We start from the raw sequence: 16,198 nt of genomic DNA on the forward strand, positions 1-16,198 counted from the left end.
AGGAAGTCGAGACATCGTAGCGCCCCAATTCTATTCACTGGGTCGAGGCCCGACAAACCGGCCGGCGTCATTGCGAGCCGCAGGCGAAGCAATCCAGAGTCGCAGGCCGGACTCTGGATTGCTTCGCTCCGCTCGCAATGACGCCCCCGAGCGAGGAGTCAGCCAATGGCGGCATCCGCCGACACATCAAAAGCCTTCGCCCTTGCCGGCGCGACCCCGCCGACCGCCGAGAAGCGGGAGAGCCGGCGCGTGACCCATGGCCGCGTTCTCGACGACCCTTACGCTTGGCTCGCAGCCGACAATTGGCGCGATGTGCTGAGCGACCCCGCCACGCTGCCGGAGGACATAGCCGCGCTGGTGCGAGCCGAGAACGCCTATTGCGGGCAAGTCCTCGCCCCGCTTTCGAAGCTGCGCGAGACGCTGCAGGCGGAGCTGCGCGGCCGCATAAAGGAGGACGACAGCGAGCCGCCGTGGCCGGACGGCGCTTTCGCCTATTTCGAGCGCTATCGCGAGGGCGGCGAGCATGCGCTCTATTGCCGCACGAAGCGCGACGGCGGCGCGGAGACGATCCTCTTCGACGGCGACGAGGAGGCGGGCGAGGAACATTTCTTCGACATAGGCGAGATCGATCATTCACCCGATCATGCGCAGCTCGCCTGGAGCGTGGACGACAAGGGCTCGGAATATTATTCGATCCGCACGCGCGCGCTCTCCGACGGCAAGGACCGCGCGGATGTCGTCCCGCATACAGACGGCTCGCTCGTCTGGAGCGCCGATTCCGAGAGCTTCTATTATGTGCGCGTCGACGAGAATCACCGCACGGCGCAGGTCTTCCGCCATGATATCGGCGCCGATCCCGCGAGCGACGCGCTGATCGTCGAGGAGCGCGATCCCGCCTGGTTCGTCTCGCTCGATCGCAGCCGTTGCGGGCGCTTCGCCATCGTCGCCATTCGCGGCCATGACGCTAGCGAATGCCATCTCGTCGATCTGCGCGACAAAAACGCAAAGCCGCGCCTCGTCGCCAAGCGCGAGCCCAAATTGCGCTATGACGTCGAGCCCCATGGCGACGATCTCTACATCCGCTCCAACGCCGACGGCGCCGAGGATTTCGCGATTTTTCGCGCGCCATTGACCACCACGACGCGCGCCGATTGGCGCCCTGTGGTTCCGCATGTGGCGGGACGGCTCATCGTCATCGGCACGGTCTATGCGCGTCATCTCGTCTGGGTGGAGCGCGCCAATGGCCTGCCGCGCATTTTCATTCGCGCGATCGAGAGCGGCGAGGAGCACGCCATCGCCTTCGACGAGGAGGCTTACGCCCTTTATCTTCTGCCCGGCCTCGAATTCGATACGGACACGCTGCGCTTCACCTATTCCTCCATGACGACGCCGGAGGAGACCTATGATTACGACATGCGCACGCGCGCCCGCACGCTGCTGAAGCGAGAGGAAATCCCTTCCGGTCATGATCCGAAGAACTATGTGACGCGCCGCTTCTTCGCGCGCGCCGACGATGGCGCGGAGGTTCCTGTCACTCTGCTGCATCGCGCCGATTTTACGCCCGGCGCCGGCGCGCCCACTCTGCTCTATGGCTATGGCGCCTATGGGCATCCTCTGTCCGCGAGCTTCGATCCTCACGCGTTGTCGCTGGTCGATCGCGGCTTCGTCTATGCGCTCGCCCATACGCGCGGCGGCACGGACAAGGGCTGGAGCTGGTACGAGAAGGGCAAGCTCGAGCACAAGCCCAACACATTCTCCGATTTCATCACTGTGGCGCGCCATCTCGTCGCGACGGGCTATGCGCGCGAGGGCGGAATCGTCGCGCAAGGCGCCAGCGCCGGCGGCATGCTGATGGGCGCGATCGCCAATCAGGCGCCGGAGCTGTTTTCGGGAATCATCGCCGGCGTTCCTTTCGTCGACGTGCTGACCACCATGCTGCGCGACGATCTGCCGCTGACGCCGCCCGAATGGGAGGAATGGGGCAATCCGATCGCCGACGTCGTCGCCTATGATCGGCTCGCCTCCTATTCGCCCTATGACAATGTCGGCGCGAAGACCTATCCGGCGATTCTCGCGCTCGCTGGCCTCACCGATCCGCGCGTGACCTATTGGGAGCCGCTGAAATGGGTGGCGCGCCTGCGCGAGCGCATGGCCGACGGCGGTCCCGTTCTGCTGCGCACCAATATGGAAGCCGGCCATGCGGGCGCTTCGGGCCGTTTCGAGCGGCTCGAGGAAGTCGCGCTGGAATGGGCCTTCGCGCTCGCCTGCGCGGGCAAGGCGGGCGTGTGACATGAGCGCGAGGAGCGCGGCATTCGGCTTCCGGCGTATTGGTTCGGCGCTGTTCTCCCTCTCCCCGCGAGCGGGGAGAGGGCCGGGGTGAGGGGCTCGGGGCGTGAGCCACAAACGGAAAACGCCCCGAGCCCCTCATCCTCACCTTCTCCCCGCGAGCGGGGAGAAGGAAGGCGGCAAATACCGCGCCGAACCATTCAGCCGGAGCGCGCGCTCCGTGATCGCCGCAAATTGTTCGAGTCTCGTCGGCTCAGCACAGTTCCTCGATAAGCGCGAATCGGCTCGCGCGATCATGGGGGCTGTCGATGAAGAGGCTCGCGGCGACTTTCGCCTGCATTTTGTCCGGCGTTGTCGCGGCGTATGCGGAAGAGGCGGCTCTCGCGAAAATCGTCGCGCCCGCCGTCGTCGTTCCGCTTCCGCCGCCGCTATGGGGCGGCGCCTATGTGGGGCTCAACGCGGGCTGGGGTTTCGGCGGCTCCAATGACGTTCCGACATTCGGAACCTCGATCTATGATTGGGCCGCTGGCGCGCTCGGCATGCCCTTCGGCTTCTCCTCGCCCTATGTCACCGGCCTGGCGCGCCTCGAGCAGAGCGGCTTTCTCGGCGGCGCGCAGCTCGGCTACAATCATCTCTGGTCGCCCAATATTCTGCTCGGCGTCGAGACCGACATAGACGGCGCCATCATCCGCGGCTCCGGCTCCTCGCAGGGCTTCGCCGGCGCGGTGGACGAGCATGATCTGCTGCATCTGCAGACGGGCGTGGCGAGCACGCGCGCCGGGCTCTCCTGGCTCGGCTCCTTGCGCGGCAGGCTGGGCTATGTCGTCGCGCCCAGCCTGCTGGTCTATGGGACGGGCGGCCTCGCCTATGGCGGCGGCTTCGCCAATGTCTTCACCTATGGCGCCCATTGGCATCCGCTGGACCCGATCGGCCATCCCGACAATCCGGTGACGCCCAATTGGGGCAATTACAGCGACACGCGCACGGGCTGGATCGCGGGCGGCGGCTTCGAATGGATGTTCGCGCCGCGCTGGAGCCTGAAGGTCGAAGGGCTCTATTACGATCTCGGCGCGGCGACGCTCTCGACCTCGCCGAGCGCTGTCATCAACCCGGAGGCGCCGGGCTCGATCGCCATTCTCAACATAGCGACGACGCGCGTGAAATATGACGGCGCCATAGCGCGATTCGGCGTCGATTATCATTTCGGCTGGGTCGACCCGCCGCCCGTGGTCGCGAAATACTAGCGATCTGCGTCATTATCGAGAGCGAGCCTGAAGGCTCGCGGTCCAAGCGCGAATCTGGACCGCGAGCCTTCAGGCTCGCTCTCGCCCAACGCTAGAGCTTCGGAGCGCGCGGCGGCGGGGCTTCATCTTTTGCGCGTCTTGCTCTAATACCTCCGGCCTCGGGCCGCCGGCCCTGAGCCCAAAGGGAAGAGACACATGCGCGCCGAGCCGCTTGCGCTGAAAGAACAGATCGAGCAGTCCATGGGACTGCTGAGGAGGCATCTTTGACGTCGAGACTTCAACGCGACGTCTCGCCGAGCTGAACGCCAGGGTCGAGGACCCCGATCTCTGGAACGACGCCGAATCCGCGCAGAAGATCATGCGCGAGCGCACCCAGCTCGAGGATCAGCTCTCCTCCATCGCGCGTCTCGAGCGCGACCTCGACGACGCCATCACCCTCGTCGAGCTCGGCGAGGCCGAGAATGACGCCGACACCGAGAAGGAAGGCATAGCGCAGCTCGTGGCGCTGCTGAAGGAATCGCGCGAGCGCCAGATCGAGGCGCTGTTCTCGGGCGAGGCCGACGGCAATGACACTTTCATCGAGGTGCATTCGGGCGCCGGCGGCACCGAGAGCTGCGACTGGGCGCGCATGCTGTTCCGCATGTACGCGCGCTGGGCGGAGCGCAAGAAGTTCAAGGTCGAGGTGATCGAGGAGACCGCCGGCGACGAGGCCGGCATCAAATCGGCCACTCTGCTGGTCAAGGGCATGAACGCCCATGGCTGGGCCAAGACCGAATCGGGCGTGCATCGCCTCGTGCGCATCTCGCCTTTCGACTCCAATGCGCGGCGGCACACGAGCTTCGCCTCGGTCTGGGTCTATCCGGTCATCGATGACAAGATCGACATTCAGGTCAACGAATCGGACTGTCGCATCGACACCTATCGATCGTCCGGCGCGGGCGGCCAGCACGTCAACACGACGGACTCGGCCATTCGCATCACCCATATTCCGTCCGGCATCGTCGTCGCCTGTCAGGCGGAGCGCTCGCAGCACAAGAACCGCGCCACCGCGTGGAACATGCTGCGCGCCCGACTCTATGAGGTGGAGCTGGAAAAGCGCGAGGCGGAGGCCAACGCCGTCGAGGCGTCGAAATCCGATATCGGCTGGGGCCATCAGATTCGCAGCTATGTGCTGCAGCCCTATCAGCTGGTGAAGGATTTGCGCACCGGCCACACCTCCGGCACGCCGGACGAGGTGCTGGACGGCGAGCTCGACGATTTCATGCAGGCCTCGCTCGCCCAGCGCGTGCTCGGCGGCGGGCCGGAGAAGGTTGACGACGTCGAGTAATCTTTCGGCGATTGGGCGAGGTTTCGTCCTCGCCCAATCGCTGAGGACAAACAAAAAGGGCGGCCTCTCGGCCGCCCTTTCGTTTCTACGCGATCGCGGAGCGATCAGTAGGAATAATACATGTCGTACTCGACCGGGTGAGGCGTCATCTCGAAGCGATAGACGTCCTGATACTTCAGGTCGATGTAGGCGTGGATGAAGTCCTCGTTGAAGACGCCGCCGGCCGTCAGGAAGGCGTGGTCGGCCTTCAGGCTGTCGAGGGCCTCGCGCAGCGAGCCGCAGACCGTCGGGATCGCCTTCAGCTCCTCCGGCGGCAGGTCGTAGAGGTCCTTGTCGGACGGCGCGCCCGGATCGATCTTGTTGGCGATGCCGTCGAGGCCGGCCATCAGCATGGCCGAGAAGGCGAGATAGGGATTGGCCGTCGGATCGGGGAAGCGAACCTCGACGCGCTTCGCCTTCGGGCTGGTCGCGAAGGGGATGCGGCAGGAGGCCGAGCGGTTGCGCGACGAATAGGCGAGCAGCACCGGAGCCTCGAAGCCCGGAACCAGGCGCTTATAGGAGTTCGTCGACGGGTTGGTGAAGGCGTTCAGCGCCTTGGCGTGCTTGATGATGCCGCCGATATACCACAGGCACTCCTGGGAGAGGCCGGCGTATTTGTCGCCCGCGAACACCGGCTTGCCTTCCTTCCAGATCGACTGGTGGACGTGCATGCCCGAGCCATTGTCGCCATAGACCGGCTTCGGCATGAAGGTCGCCGTCTTGCCGTAGGAATGCGCCACCTGATGAATGGCGTATTTGTAGATCTGCAGATGGTCGGCGACCTGGACCAGCGTCGCGAACTTCAGGCCGAGCTCATGCTGCGCGGAAGCGACCTCGTGATGGTGCTTCTCGACGGCGACGCCCATGGACGCCATGGCCGCCAGCATCTCGCCGCGCATGTCCTGGGCGGAGTCGATCGGCGGAACCGGGAAATAGCCGCCCTTGGTGCGCACGCGATGGCCGAGATTGCCGCCCTCATAAGCGGTGTCGGAATTGGTGGGCAGCTCGACGGAGTCGACGGTGAAGCCGGTGTTGTAGGGGTCGGTCGAGAAGCGCACGTCGTCGAAGACGAAGAATTCGGCCTCGGGACCGAAGAAGGAGGTGTCGCCGATTCCGGTCGACTGCAGATAGGCCTGCGCCTTTTTGGCGATGCCGCGCGGGTCGCGGTTGTAGGGCTGGCCGGTGGTGGGCTCGACGACGTCGCAGACGATGGACAGCGTGGAGGCGGCGAAGAAGGGGTCGTGCGTGACCGTGCCGAGATCGGGCAGGAGAGTCATATCCGACTCGTTGATCGCCTTCCAGCCGGCGATCGAGGAGCCGTCGAACATGATGCCTTCGTTCAGCGCGTCCTCATCGACGATCGACACGTCGAAGGTGACGTGCTGCCACTTGCCGCGCGGATCCGTGAAACGGAAATCCACATATTTTACGTCGTTGTCGGCGATCTGCTTGAGAACGTCCTTGGCCGTGGTCATTTCGTGGAGCCTCTGTTCGAAGTGGACGATCGAGTCCAGCGCGGGAGACGAGAATGCAAAACCGCAGGGCGGAGGGGCGTGCGTCGGGAGCCGCGCGGATCAGATCGCGTCCGCGCCGGTCTCTCCCGTGCGGATGCGGACGGCGCCTTCGACATTCGAAACGAAGATTTTTCCGTCGCCGATGCGTCCGGTTTGCGCGGCTTTGCGAATGGCTTCGACGGCGCGGTCCACCGCATCGTCGGCGAGCACGATCTCGATTTTCACCTTGGGAAGAAAATCGACCACATATTCCGCGCCGCGGTAGAGCTCCGTATGCCCCTTCTGGCGACCGAAACCTTTCGCCTCGGTGACAGTAATGCCTTGCAGGCCGGCGCCTTGCAGCGCTTCTTTTACTTCATCGAGCTTGAAGGGTTTGATGATCGCCTCGATTTTTTTCATTCACCTTTCCCCGCATCGCTCATGTCCCTCGCGCCGAAACTCGAGTCCGATCCGGCCGAGGAACCGACGGGGCTCATAGCATTTGCTGCAAAAATGTTCTACGAATAAAATTCATGCAGCCAACCGCGAGCCGCGCCCATTTTGTGGGCGGGGCCTGCGATCGGCGCATTCGCGTTATCTGCTCCGGCGAGGGAAGCCTCGGACGAAGCTCGCGCTTCGTGGCGAGGGTCTCCATCGTCTCGGCGCCGGCTTCGCCGCTTTTGCGAAGCCGAGCGCCGCATCCTCAGCGTGTGGGGACGGTGGAGATGGTCTTCAGTATCTGCGAGGCGATCTGGTAGGGGTCGCCTTGCGAGTTCGGGCGGCGATCTTCCAGATAGCCCTTATAGTCGTTCTTGATGAAGCTGTGCGGCACGCGGATCGACGCGCCGCGATCCGCCACGCCCCAGCTGAAGGTGTGGATCGACGCCGTCTCGTGCAGGCCGGTCAGACGCATATGATTGTCCGGGCCATAGACGGCGATGTGATCGTCCTTGGCTTTCTCGAACGCGCCCATCAGCTGCTCGAAATAGGCCTTGCCGCCCACCTCGCGCAGATAGGTCGTCGAGAAATTGGCGTGCATGCCCGAGCCGTTCCAATCGGTGGCGCCCAGCGGCTTGCAGTGGAACTCGATGTCGATGCCGTATTTCTCGGCGAGGCGCAGCAGAATGTAGCGCGCCACCCACATCTCGTCGGCCGCCTTGCGGGAGCCCTTGCCGAAGATCTGGAATTCCCACTGGCCCTTGGCCACCTCGGCGTTGATGCCTTCGTGGTTGATGCCGGCGGCGAGACAGATGTCGAGATGCTCCTCGACGATCTGGCGCGCGATCTCGCCGACATTCTTGAAGCCGACGCCGGTGTAATAGGGACCCTGCGGAGCCGGGAAGCCCGCCTCGGGGAAGCCGAGCGGACGGCCGTTCTTATAGAAGAAATACTCCTGCTCGAAGCCGAACCAGGCGCCCGGATCGTCGAGGATGGTGGCGCGGGCGTTGGACGCATGCGGCGTCACGCCGTCGGGCATCATCACCTCGCACATCACCAGCGCGCCATTGGTGCGGGTGATGTCGGGGAAGACGGAGACCGGCTTCAGAACGCAGTCCGAGCTTCTTCCTTCCGCCTGCTTGGTCGAGCTGCCGTCGAAGCCCCACAGCGGGAGCTGCTCCAATGTCGGGAAGCTGTCGAATTCTTTGATCTGGGTTTTGCCCCGGAGATTCGGCACGGGCGTGTAGCCGTCGAGCCAGAGATATTCGAGCTTGTACTTGGGCATTTTTATTCGCCTCCTTACCCTTGATCGACGCTCGACGCGGCGCCGTTCGACTCGTCGGCGGATGAGCCGAAACCGTCGACGGCCCGGCCTGCTCAGCACGGCTCATGCCAAAGCCCGGCGGAGCCTGGATCGCAGGCGCCTCTAGGAGGAGGAAGGCGCGGCCATGCGCGCCTTTTTCGATATTTTATTGTTTTTGTGACAAATCGCCGTCGGCTTGCGTGATCCCGCATGATCCGGGAAGGCAGGGCGCAGCGCCCGGCCATGGCCGAGGCGCCGCTATCTAAAGCATTTTGCCGCCTTGTTTTTTAGCAGGCGCCGCTTCAGCCGGCGGCGCCGACGACCGGCAGCTCCGCCCGCGCGCCCCATTCGGACCAGGAGCCGTCATAGACGGTGGCGGGCCGGCGTCCCGCCGCGGCCAGCGCGAAGCTCAGAATCGAGGCGGTGAGGCCGGAGCCGCAGCTGGCGATCACCGGCCGCGCGGGGTCGATCTTCGCCGCCGCGAATATTTCGTCCAGAGCGGCGGGGGCTTTCAGCCGGCCATCGGCGATGAGATTGCCGAAGGGCAGGTTGAGCGCGCCGGGCATGTGGCCGGAGCGCAGGCCGGGGCGCGGCTCGGGAACGGCGCCCGCGAAACGCTCGGCCGAGCGCACGTCGACGACCTGCGCCGAGCCGTCGGCCAGGGCGCGCGACACATCGGCGGCGTCGGCGACCAGCGCATGGTCCATGCGCGCGGTGAAATGCCGCGAGGGCCGCTGGCTCTCGCCCTGCTCCAGCGGACGCCCTTCCGCCTTCCAGGCCGGCAGGCCGCCGTCGAGGATGGAGACGTCGGTGAGGCCGAAGACGCGCAAGGTCCACCAAAGGCGCGGCGCCGAGAACAGGCCGAGGCTGTCATAGACTACAGCGCGCATGCCGTCGCCGAGGCCGAGCTTGCGCGCCGCCGAGGAGAAGGCGACCGGGTCCGGCAGCATATGCGGCAGATCGGTCGAATGATCCGCTATGGCGTCTATGTCGAAGAAGACGGCGCCGGGAATATGCGCGTCGACAAATTCGGCGCGCGGGTCGCGGCCGGCGGCCGGCATGTGCCAGGAGGCGTCGAAGACGATGACGTCCGGCGCATGGAGATGGTCGGCGAGCCATTGCGTGGAGACCAGCAGCGTCTCGGGATCGATGTTCGGAGCGGCCGTCGTCATGCGATTCTCCCGTCGATCCGCGGCTCGCGCGCGTGATGGCGTCGGCGCGGCGATCGTTGTAGCAATGTATCAGAATCGATTCGCTTCCAAAATCGCCGAAAAGGCCGAAATCGAGACCATGCTCGAGATTCCAGGCAAGGCCTGCGGTCCCTGCGCCTTCTGCTGCAAGGTGCTGGAGATCGAGGAGTTCCCCAAGAAGGCCGGCGTCTGGTGCCCGCACTGCACGCAGACCAATGGCTGCGCCGTCTACGCCACGCGCCCGGACGTGTGCCGCGATTATCATTGCCTTTGGAAGGAGGAGCGCTCGCTGGGCGCGCAGCTGCGGCCGGACAAGGTCGGCACGCTGCTGATGGACGACCCGGACAGCGACGAATATCATGCGGTCTGCGACCCCGAAAAGCCGTTTTCCTGGCGCAATCCTCTCGTATTCAAGCATCTCGTGAGCGAGGCGAAGGCCGGTCGCATCGTGGTCGCCAAGGCAGGTCTGCGCGCATGGCGCATATTCGCCGACGGCAGCTGGCAGGAATGGGCTTGAGACGAGCCCGGCGTCCTCCGGCGCTCCCCGAGCATCGACAAGCGCCCGCGGCTGGCCCATCGTGGCCAGGACTGATTCGATCGATCGCAGGTCTTCGAATGGCGTTTCTCTCATCCGTCAAGGGCGGGGCCGGACGCGGCAGGGCCGAGGCGCTCGCCTTTCCGGGGCTCGTGGCGCTCGCCGCGCTCGCCGTCGCCACGCCCTGTGGGGCGGAGACGCTCAAGGCGAATTTCGCGCTGAGCCTGCTCGGCCTCTCCATCGGCCACGCCTCGGCCAATGGCGTCATCGAGGGACGCAGCTACCGCATCGATATTTCGATGCGCACCACCGGCCTCGCCTCTCTCGTCAACGACACGCGCGGCGCGGCCACCGCCTCCGGCGCGCTGTCGAGCGAGGGGCTGGCGCCGACGAGCTACGCCAACACCACCTCCAACACCTATGAGACGCGCACTGTCCGCATGTCGCTCGCCGGCAATTCCGTGCGCGCCGTGCATGTCGATCCGACGCCCTGGGACCTGCCGGTCCGCATTCCGGTGACGGAGAGCAACAAGTCCCATATCACCGATCCGGTGAGCGCCCTCATCATGAGCGTCCCGGCCAGCGAGCCGCTGGTCGGCCCCTCCGCCTGCAATCGCACCATTCCGGTCTTCGACGGCGTCACCCGCTTCGATGTGACGCTCTCCTTCGTCGAGATGCGCAATGTGGAGACGCAGGGCTATTCCGGCCCGGTGTCGGTCTGCGCGGCGCGCTATCGTCCGATCGCCGGCCACAGGCCGGACAGCGCCTCCACGCGCTTCATGGCGGAGAACAGCGACATCACCGTCTGGCTCGCGCCTCTGCCGACGGCGCATGCGGTGGTGCCCTATCGCATGGCGCTGCGCACCAATGTCGGCATGCTGACCGTCGAGCCGGCGGAATTCCACCTCGGCGGCGGCCGTCGCCAGGCGGCGGAGAGAGCGGCCCCGGAGCGATCGACGGCCGAACAATAGGCGCGCTCAGTCGATGCGGATCTCGCGCGTCTTCTTGCGGTTCAGGCGGTCGGATTCATATTCGAGATAGCGCACCTCCTTGGGCTCCGCCGATCCCGGCGCGAGGCAGAAGGAGGGAGCGGGCGTGAAGCGCCCATCCGCGCCCGCGAAACATTCCGAGAAGCGCACCTCGCAATCGAAGGACGTATCCGCACGGGGCGCGGCCTTCGCCGCCAGCTCACGGGCTTTCTCCACCGCATTGGCGCAGAGCGCGGCGTCCAGCCCATAGGCGCGGCATTGCTGGACGGTGGACATATAGCGGCCGTCGCCCGTGCAGGCGGGCGTGCGCCGGTAGCCGAAGAACCAGACGGAGCCGGCGAGCGTCGCTATGCCGGCGACGGCGATGAAGGCGAAGGAGGGGCGTGCCATGCGCGTCGGCTTTCTTTCTTTTTCTTCGTCGAGCCGCAGCTTCATTAGCCGCGCCGCGCGGGTCTCCGCAAGCCCCATCCGGCGGCGTGGGGCGGGCGCCGCATCTTGACAAGCCTTTAAGGCTACAATAATTGCGACCGTCATGCTGCGAGCGTGGATCGCGGCTTCGTTCGGCCGTTCGAGGAGAACAGCGCCGGGCGCGAATAACGTCGGCGCGTCACGAGTTGCAGCCAGCATTCGCGACGTTCTCGGAATTCGAGCCGGCGACGATATCCACCAAAACGTATCGCACGTAGAGGCGAGACTTCGCCTACCATGGGTGATATCGTGGCTTTGCTGGCAGCCTGAACGAAGTCGGGCGTTAAAGGAGGAGGAAGCGTTATGGGAGCAATTCTCGAGCTGACGAGCTATGCGGCGACCCCGGTGGGCATGATCGCGATCATCGCGGTCGGCGCCGCCGCTTATTTCGCTGCGCGCTGGGTCCTGAGCGACTGACGCTTCAGAACCGGCTACGGATATGATGCGGCGCATCGGCCTGTCCGATGCGCCGCTTCTTTTTGCGCATATCTTCCAAATTCGGCGGCTTTGACGCAGCGTGAAACGCGCGCCGAGGCTTTCCAATGGAAGCCGCTGGTTATATAGTCCGGCCTACCCACTCGGGGGGCTTCGCCGCCCGAGCGCAGACCGGCTGCGTCGGCGGCATATTTCAACCTGGAGTGGTTCCTTGGAGTGGTCCATGGCCTCGACGTCTTCGACGAAGCTCGGAGATGAGCGACCGCGCGCCGTCGGGCGTCCCGTTCCGCTCCGCGCCTCCGCCATGCAGGCCGCGGCCGAGGGCGGGCCTTCGGCTCCGCGCCATAAGGCCGATCGCTCCGGCGAGGACCGCGACGAGGGCGGCGCGACCTTTCCGATCGACGTCGCCATCGCCGACAAGAGTCCGCTGATCCTGGCCGGGCTCGAGGCGCTGCTCGCCGACGACCGCCGCTTCAATCTCGTGCTGAAGGTCACGGACGGCGAGGAGTTTCTCGACGCCGCCAAGCTGCAGCGCTTTCAGATCGCCATCATCGGCTGGCAATTGCCGACGCTGCATGCGCGGGAAGTGTTGCGCGCCTTGTCGCGCCAGCCCTCCGCGCCGAAGATCGTCGTCTATAGCGGCACCAATGATCCCGCCGCGCCGGCGGAGACGCTGCAATTGGGCGGCGCCGGCTTCGTCAGCAAGCGCGCCCCGCCGGAGCGTCTGCTCGACGTGCTCGCCTCCGTGGCGGCCGGCGACATGGTGTTTCCCTTCGTCGACATCCGCAAGATGCGCGCCGATCCGCTGGAGAATCTCACTCTGCGCGAGCGTAGCCTGCTGTCGGCGCTCGGTTCCGGCCACACCAACAATCAGCTCGCCAAGGATTTCGGCGTCTCGATCAACACGATCAAATTCCACTTGCGCAATTTGTTCGAGAAGCTCGAGGTGCGCAATCGCGCCCAGGCCATCGCGCTGTTCCTGGAGATGAAGCACGGCTCCTGGACCGCGGCGACGCCGGGCGGCCGCGCCGAGTCGGCGGGCGCCCGCGGCAAGAAAGCCTCGCGCGATTAGGCCCGCCTCCCCGCCTCTCAGGGCGCGGGAAACAGCGCGTCGGTCTTGCCGGTCAGCCGATAGGCGACGAGGCCGACCCATTCATGCGTCGCCGTGTCGATGAGCTTCAGCTGGTCGGGCGCGTGCGAGCGCAGGCCGATCGGCAGGCGCAGGCCCGTGTGATAATTGACCGGATAGGCGACGACGGGGAAGCCGACGCGGCGGAAAATCCCCATCGAGCGCGGCATATGGCTCGCCGAGGTCACGAGCAGCCAGCGCTCGCCGGGCGCCGGCCGCGCCAGCGCCAGCGCATTGACGGCGTTTTCCCATGTATTGCGCGAGCGGTCCTCGAGGATGAGGCGCCCCGGCTCGACGCCGAGCTTCGGAAGCAGCCGCCCGACGATCTCCGCCTCGGAGCCGGCGGCCTCGAACAGCCGGCCGGAGCCGCCGGCGAAGAGCAGCTTGGCCGCAGGATAGCGGCGCGCCAGCTCGACCATGGCGGTCACGCGCTCGCCGGCCTCGGTCAGCGCCGCGCCGCCGCGCGCCTGGCTCAGCTTCTCGTCGATCGCGCCGCCGAGCACGACGATACCATCCGGCGCCGGCGCGTCCTCGGCGACCTGCGGAAAACGGTTCTCCAGCGGATAGAGCATCAGATCGCCGAGCGAGGTGAAGCACAGCAGCAGCAGCGTCGCCACGCCGAGCGCCGCGACAATGCGCCCCTTGGCGGCGAAGCGGGTGAAGCAGAGCGCCACGCCGAGGGCGACGATGGAAAGGGCGATATGCAACGGCTCGACGAAGAATTCGCCGATCTTGGACAGGATGAAAAACATTGTCGCTCGAATAGTCTGGAGGAAACGGCGCGCGCCTCGTCGCGCGCGCCGGGTCGCGATGGCTCCGCGCCTCACATATTCGGGTAATTCGGCCCGCCGCCGCCCTCCGGCGGAACCCAATTTATGTTCTGCGCCGGGTCCTTGATGTCGCAAGTCTTGCAGTGCACGCAATTCTGCGCGTTGATGACGAAGCGCGGATCGCTCTTCGTCGCCTCCTCCGCATAGACCACCTCATAGACGCCCGCCGGACAATAGAGCCGCGCCGGCTCGCCATAGAGCGGCAGATTCTTCTCGATCGGGATCGACGGATCGCGCAGCGTCAGATGGCAGGGCTGGTCTTCCTCATGGTTCGTGTTGGAGACGAACACGGAGGAGAGCTTGTCGAACACCACTTTGCTGGTGAGCTTGGGATAGACGATCGGCGTCACCTGCGAGAGCGGCTTCAGGCAGGCGTAATCGGGCTTGCCATGCTTCAGCGTGCCGAAGATCGAGAAGCCGAACAGCTCATTCGTCCACATGTCGAAGCCGCCGAGCGCAATGCCGAGCTTGGTGCCGAATTTGGAGAGCAGCGGCTTCACATTGCGGACCGGCTTCAAATCCTTGCCGATGTCGCTCGTGCGCCAGGCGGCGTCATAGGCCGTCACCTCGTCATGCGCGCGGCCTTCCGCCAGCGCCGCCGCCACATGATCGGCGGCGAGAATGCCGGACAGCACGGCGTTATGCGAGCCCTTTATGCGCGGGACATTCATGAAGCCGGCCGAGCAGCCGATCAGCGCGCCGCCGGGGAAGGTCAGCTTCGGCACGCTCTGCCAGCCGCCCGAGGTCAGCGCGCGCGCGCCATAGGCGAGGCGCTGTCCGCCTTCCAGCACCGGCGCGATGGCGGGATGCGCCTTGAAGCGCTGGAACTCGTCGAAGGGCGAGAGCGTCGGATTGGAATAGTTGAGATAGACGACGAAGCCGACCGAAACGAGGTCCTCGTCGAAATGATAGAGGAAGGAGCCGCCGCCGGTGTCGTCGGTGAGCGGCCAGCCGACCGAATGCTGCATATGGCCGGGGCGGTGCTTCTCCTTGGGGATGCGCCACAGCTCCTTGAGGCCGATGCTGAACTTCTGCGGCTCGCTATTGGCGTCGAGCGCGTATTTCTTCAGCAGCTGCTTGGCCAGCGAGCCGCGCGCGCCTTCCGCGATCAGCGTATATTTGCCGCGCAGCTCCATGCCGCGCGTAAAGCTGTCCTTGGGCGCGCCGTCGCGGCCGACGCCCATATCGCCCGTGGCGACGCCCAGCACCTCGCCCTTTTCGCCATAGAGCAGCTCGGCGCCGGCGAAGCCCGGATAGATCTCGACGCCCAGCCCTTCCGCCTCCTGCGCCAGAAAGCGCACGACGCTGGCGAGCGAGCCGATGAACTTGCCCTCATTGCTCAAGAGCTTGGGATTGATGACATGCGGGATGGTGACAGCGCCCGTCGGCGTCAGCCAGAACATGTCGTCGCTGGTCACTTTGGTCTTCAGCGGCGCGTCGTCGCGGCCGCGCCAGTCCGGCAGCAGGCGGTCGAGGCCGATGGGATCGATGACCGCGCCGGAGAGAATATGCGCGCCGGGCTCCGAGCCCTTCTCGATGACGACGACCGAGAGATCGGGCGAAATCTGCTTGAGGCGGATCGCGGCGGAGAGGCCGGCCGGGCCGGCTCCGACGATCACGACGTCGTAATCCATAGCTTCGCGCGGGGGCAATTCTTCTGTCTCAGCCATCGTCTTTCCCATTTCCGGGCGCGATCCCTTTCGGGCGCAGTTCGAGGCGCGAGGGGAAGGCCCTCGCGTCGGCGAATTTGGAATGAGAGCGATTTCACGTTTTTTCGAAAGAGGAAACCCCTGGGCCATGGATTCGGGGCAAGTTTTTCGCTGCGGGAGTCGCCCGGGCTGAATCTCGGAGCGCTCCCTTCTCCCACGCGTGGGAGAAGGTGGCCCTCGCGTCAGCGAGGGTCGGATGAGGGCCCCTGCCGCAGGCCGCTAATCGAATTCGAAACGGCTCATCCGCACGGACCCTCATCCGACCCGGCCAAAAGCCCGTCGCTTGCGACGGGCGTCCTCTCGGATGCCCTTTGGCCGGGTCACCTTCTCCCGCAAGCGGGAGAAGGAGATGCGCGAGCCTCCTTATCCTTCCCCACGCCCTCGCGCCGTCATGGCCGGGCTCGTCCCGGCCATCCACGCCAGGACGCCGAAGCGTCATAGACGTTTGGCGTGACCTCGAAGCTCCTGCGGCGCCCGCCGTGGGAGGAGTCCGTCGATAGCGGGCGCATTCCTTCGTTTTCGCAGCGGCTCGGCGTGGATGGCCGGGACGAGCCCGGCCATGACGGCGGCAGGAGCTCGCGATCTGTGCCGCGGCTTCCCGTCGATCGCCTCGCACGCATGCCACAACAGCCCACTCACGCTGAGGAGCCCGCGAAGCGGGCGTCTCGAAGCGTCGGAGCGCGCCCTGGATCATCCTTCGAGGCTTTTTGCGTTCCGCAAAAAGCGCCTCAGGATGAGGGGATTGTATTTGCCGGGAGGCGGCGATTGCCGGGGAACTGAGTG

The 16,198-nt window shown here is 65.5% G+C and carries 13 protein-coding genes; 6 read left to right on the forward strand and 7 right to left on the reverse strand.

Annotated elements, in window-relative coordinates; all coding sequences use genetic code 11:
- Nucleotides 1–165: 165 nt before the first annotated feature.
- The 3 genes from METLW4_RS0118645 to prfB all read left to right on the forward strand — a co-directional run bounded on the left by METLW4_RS0118645 (nucleotide 166) and on the right by prfB (nucleotide 4,857).
- Nucleotides 166–2,289 carry a S9 family peptidase gene (locus METLW4_RS0118645; protein WP_018267753.1) on the forward strand — a complete coding sequence of 708 codons (2,124 nt, stop codon included), beginning with the start codon at nucleotides 166–168 and terminating at the stop codon, nucleotides 2,287–2,289.
- Nucleotides 2,290–2,594: 305 nt separating this feature from the next.
- The gene (locus METLW4_RS0118650; RefSeq protein ID WP_018267754.1) at nucleotides 2,595–3,530 is read left to right on the forward strand and encodes an outer membrane beta-barrel protein; all 936 of its coding nucleotides are present in this window, start codon (nucleotides 2,595–2,597) and stop codon (nucleotides 3,528–3,530) included.
- Nucleotides 3,531–3,725: 195 nt separating this feature from the next.
- Nucleotides 3,726–4,857 (forward strand): peptide chain release factor 2 gene (gene prfB, locus METLW4_RS0118660; RefSeq protein ID WP_157235242.1). Its coding sequence is split into 2 segments (ribosomal slippage): nucleotides 3,726–3,794 and nucleotides 3,796–4,857, totalling 1,131 coding nucleotides; the frame shifts between segments, so codons are not numbered across the junction.
- 104 nt (nucleotides 4,858–4,961) lie between these two features.
- On the opposite strand, the gene glnA is transcribed toward prfB, so the two are convergent.
- From glnA to sseA, 4 genes are all read right to left on the reverse strand, one after another.
- Nucleotides 4,962–6,371, reverse strand: a complete 1,410-nt coding sequence (glnA, locus tag METLW4_RS0118665) for a type I glutamate--ammonia ligase (protein WP_018267757.1) — start codon at nucleotides 6,369–6,371, stop codon at nucleotides 4,962–4,964.
- A 99-nt stretch (nucleotides 6,372–6,470) separates the two neighbouring features.
- Nucleotides 6,471–6,809, reverse strand: a complete 339-nt coding sequence (locus METLW4_RS0118670) for a P-II family nitrogen regulator (RefSeq protein WP_018267758.1) — start codon at nucleotides 6,807–6,809, stop codon at nucleotides 6,471–6,473.
- A gap of 283 nt (nucleotides 6,810–7,092) precedes the next feature.
- Complete coding sequence (locus METLW4_RS0118680) at nucleotides 7,093–8,112, reverse strand: glutamine synthetase beta-grasp domain-containing protein (protein ID WP_018267759.1); 1,020 nt, start codon at nucleotides 8,110–8,112, stop codon at nucleotides 7,093–7,095.
- 320 nt (nucleotides 8,113–8,432) lie between these two features.
- Nucleotides 8,433–9,302 (reverse strand): 3-mercaptopyruvate sulfurtransferase, encoded by an 870-nt coding sequence (gene sseA, locus METLW4_RS0118685; RefSeq protein WP_018267760.1) that lies wholly within the window; start codon nucleotides 9,300–9,302, stop codon nucleotides 8,433–8,435.
- Between the two features lie 118 nt (nucleotides 9,303–9,420).
- Between sseA and METLW4_RS0118690 the strand changes: the two genes are divergently transcribed.
- Entirely contained in the window at nucleotides 9,421–9,837 is a 417-nt protein-coding gene (locus METLW4_RS0118690; protein WP_026191623.1) for a hypothetical protein, read from the forward strand.
- A gap of 98 nt (nucleotides 9,838–9,935) precedes the next feature.
- Nucleotides 9,936–10,826, forward strand: a complete 891-nt coding sequence (locus METLW4_RS25360; protein WP_018267762.1) for a DUF3108 domain-containing protein — start codon at nucleotides 9,936–9,938, stop codon at nucleotides 10,824–10,826.
- 6 nt (nucleotides 10,827–10,832) lie between these two features.
- Here METLW4_RS25360 and METLW4_RS0118700 read toward each other — a convergent pair whose 3' ends face one another.
- A complete protein-coding gene (locus METLW4_RS0118700; protein ID WP_157235244.1) occupies nucleotides 10,833–11,234 on the reverse strand; it encodes a DUF1190 domain-containing protein in 402 nt (133 codons plus the stop codon).
- 736 nt (nucleotides 11,235–11,970) lie between these two features.
- Between METLW4_RS0118700 and METLW4_RS25365 the strand changes: the two genes are divergently transcribed.
- Nucleotides 11,971–12,819, forward strand: a complete 849-nt coding sequence (locus METLW4_RS25365; protein WP_018267765.1) for a response regulator transcription factor — start codon at nucleotides 11,971–11,973, stop codon at nucleotides 12,817–12,819.
- Nucleotides 12,820–12,836: 17 nt separating this feature from the next.
- Here METLW4_RS25365 and METLW4_RS0118715 read toward each other — a convergent pair whose 3' ends face one another.
- Together METLW4_RS0118715 and METLW4_RS0118720 are read right to left on the reverse strand one after the other, a co-directional pair.
- Nucleotides 12,837–13,628 carry a YdcF family protein gene (locus METLW4_RS0118715; protein ID WP_018267766.1) on the reverse strand — a complete coding sequence of 264 codons (792 nt, stop codon included), beginning with the start codon at nucleotides 13,626–13,628 and terminating at the stop codon, nucleotides 12,837–12,839.
- Nucleotides 13,629–13,699: 71 nt separating this feature from the next.
- Entirely contained in the window at nucleotides 13,700–15,376 is a 1,677-nt protein-coding gene (locus METLW4_RS0118720) for an electron transfer flavoprotein-ubiquinone oxidoreductase (protein ID WP_026191624.1), read from the reverse strand.
- Between the last annotated feature and the right edge of the window lie 822 nt (nucleotides 15,377–16,198).

It is taken from the genome of Methylosinus sp. LW4, from assembly GCF_000379125.1.
In the GTDB taxonomy this organism is placed as follows: domain Bacteria; phylum Pseudomonadota; class Alphaproteobacteria; order Rhizobiales; family Beijerinckiaceae; genus Methylosinus.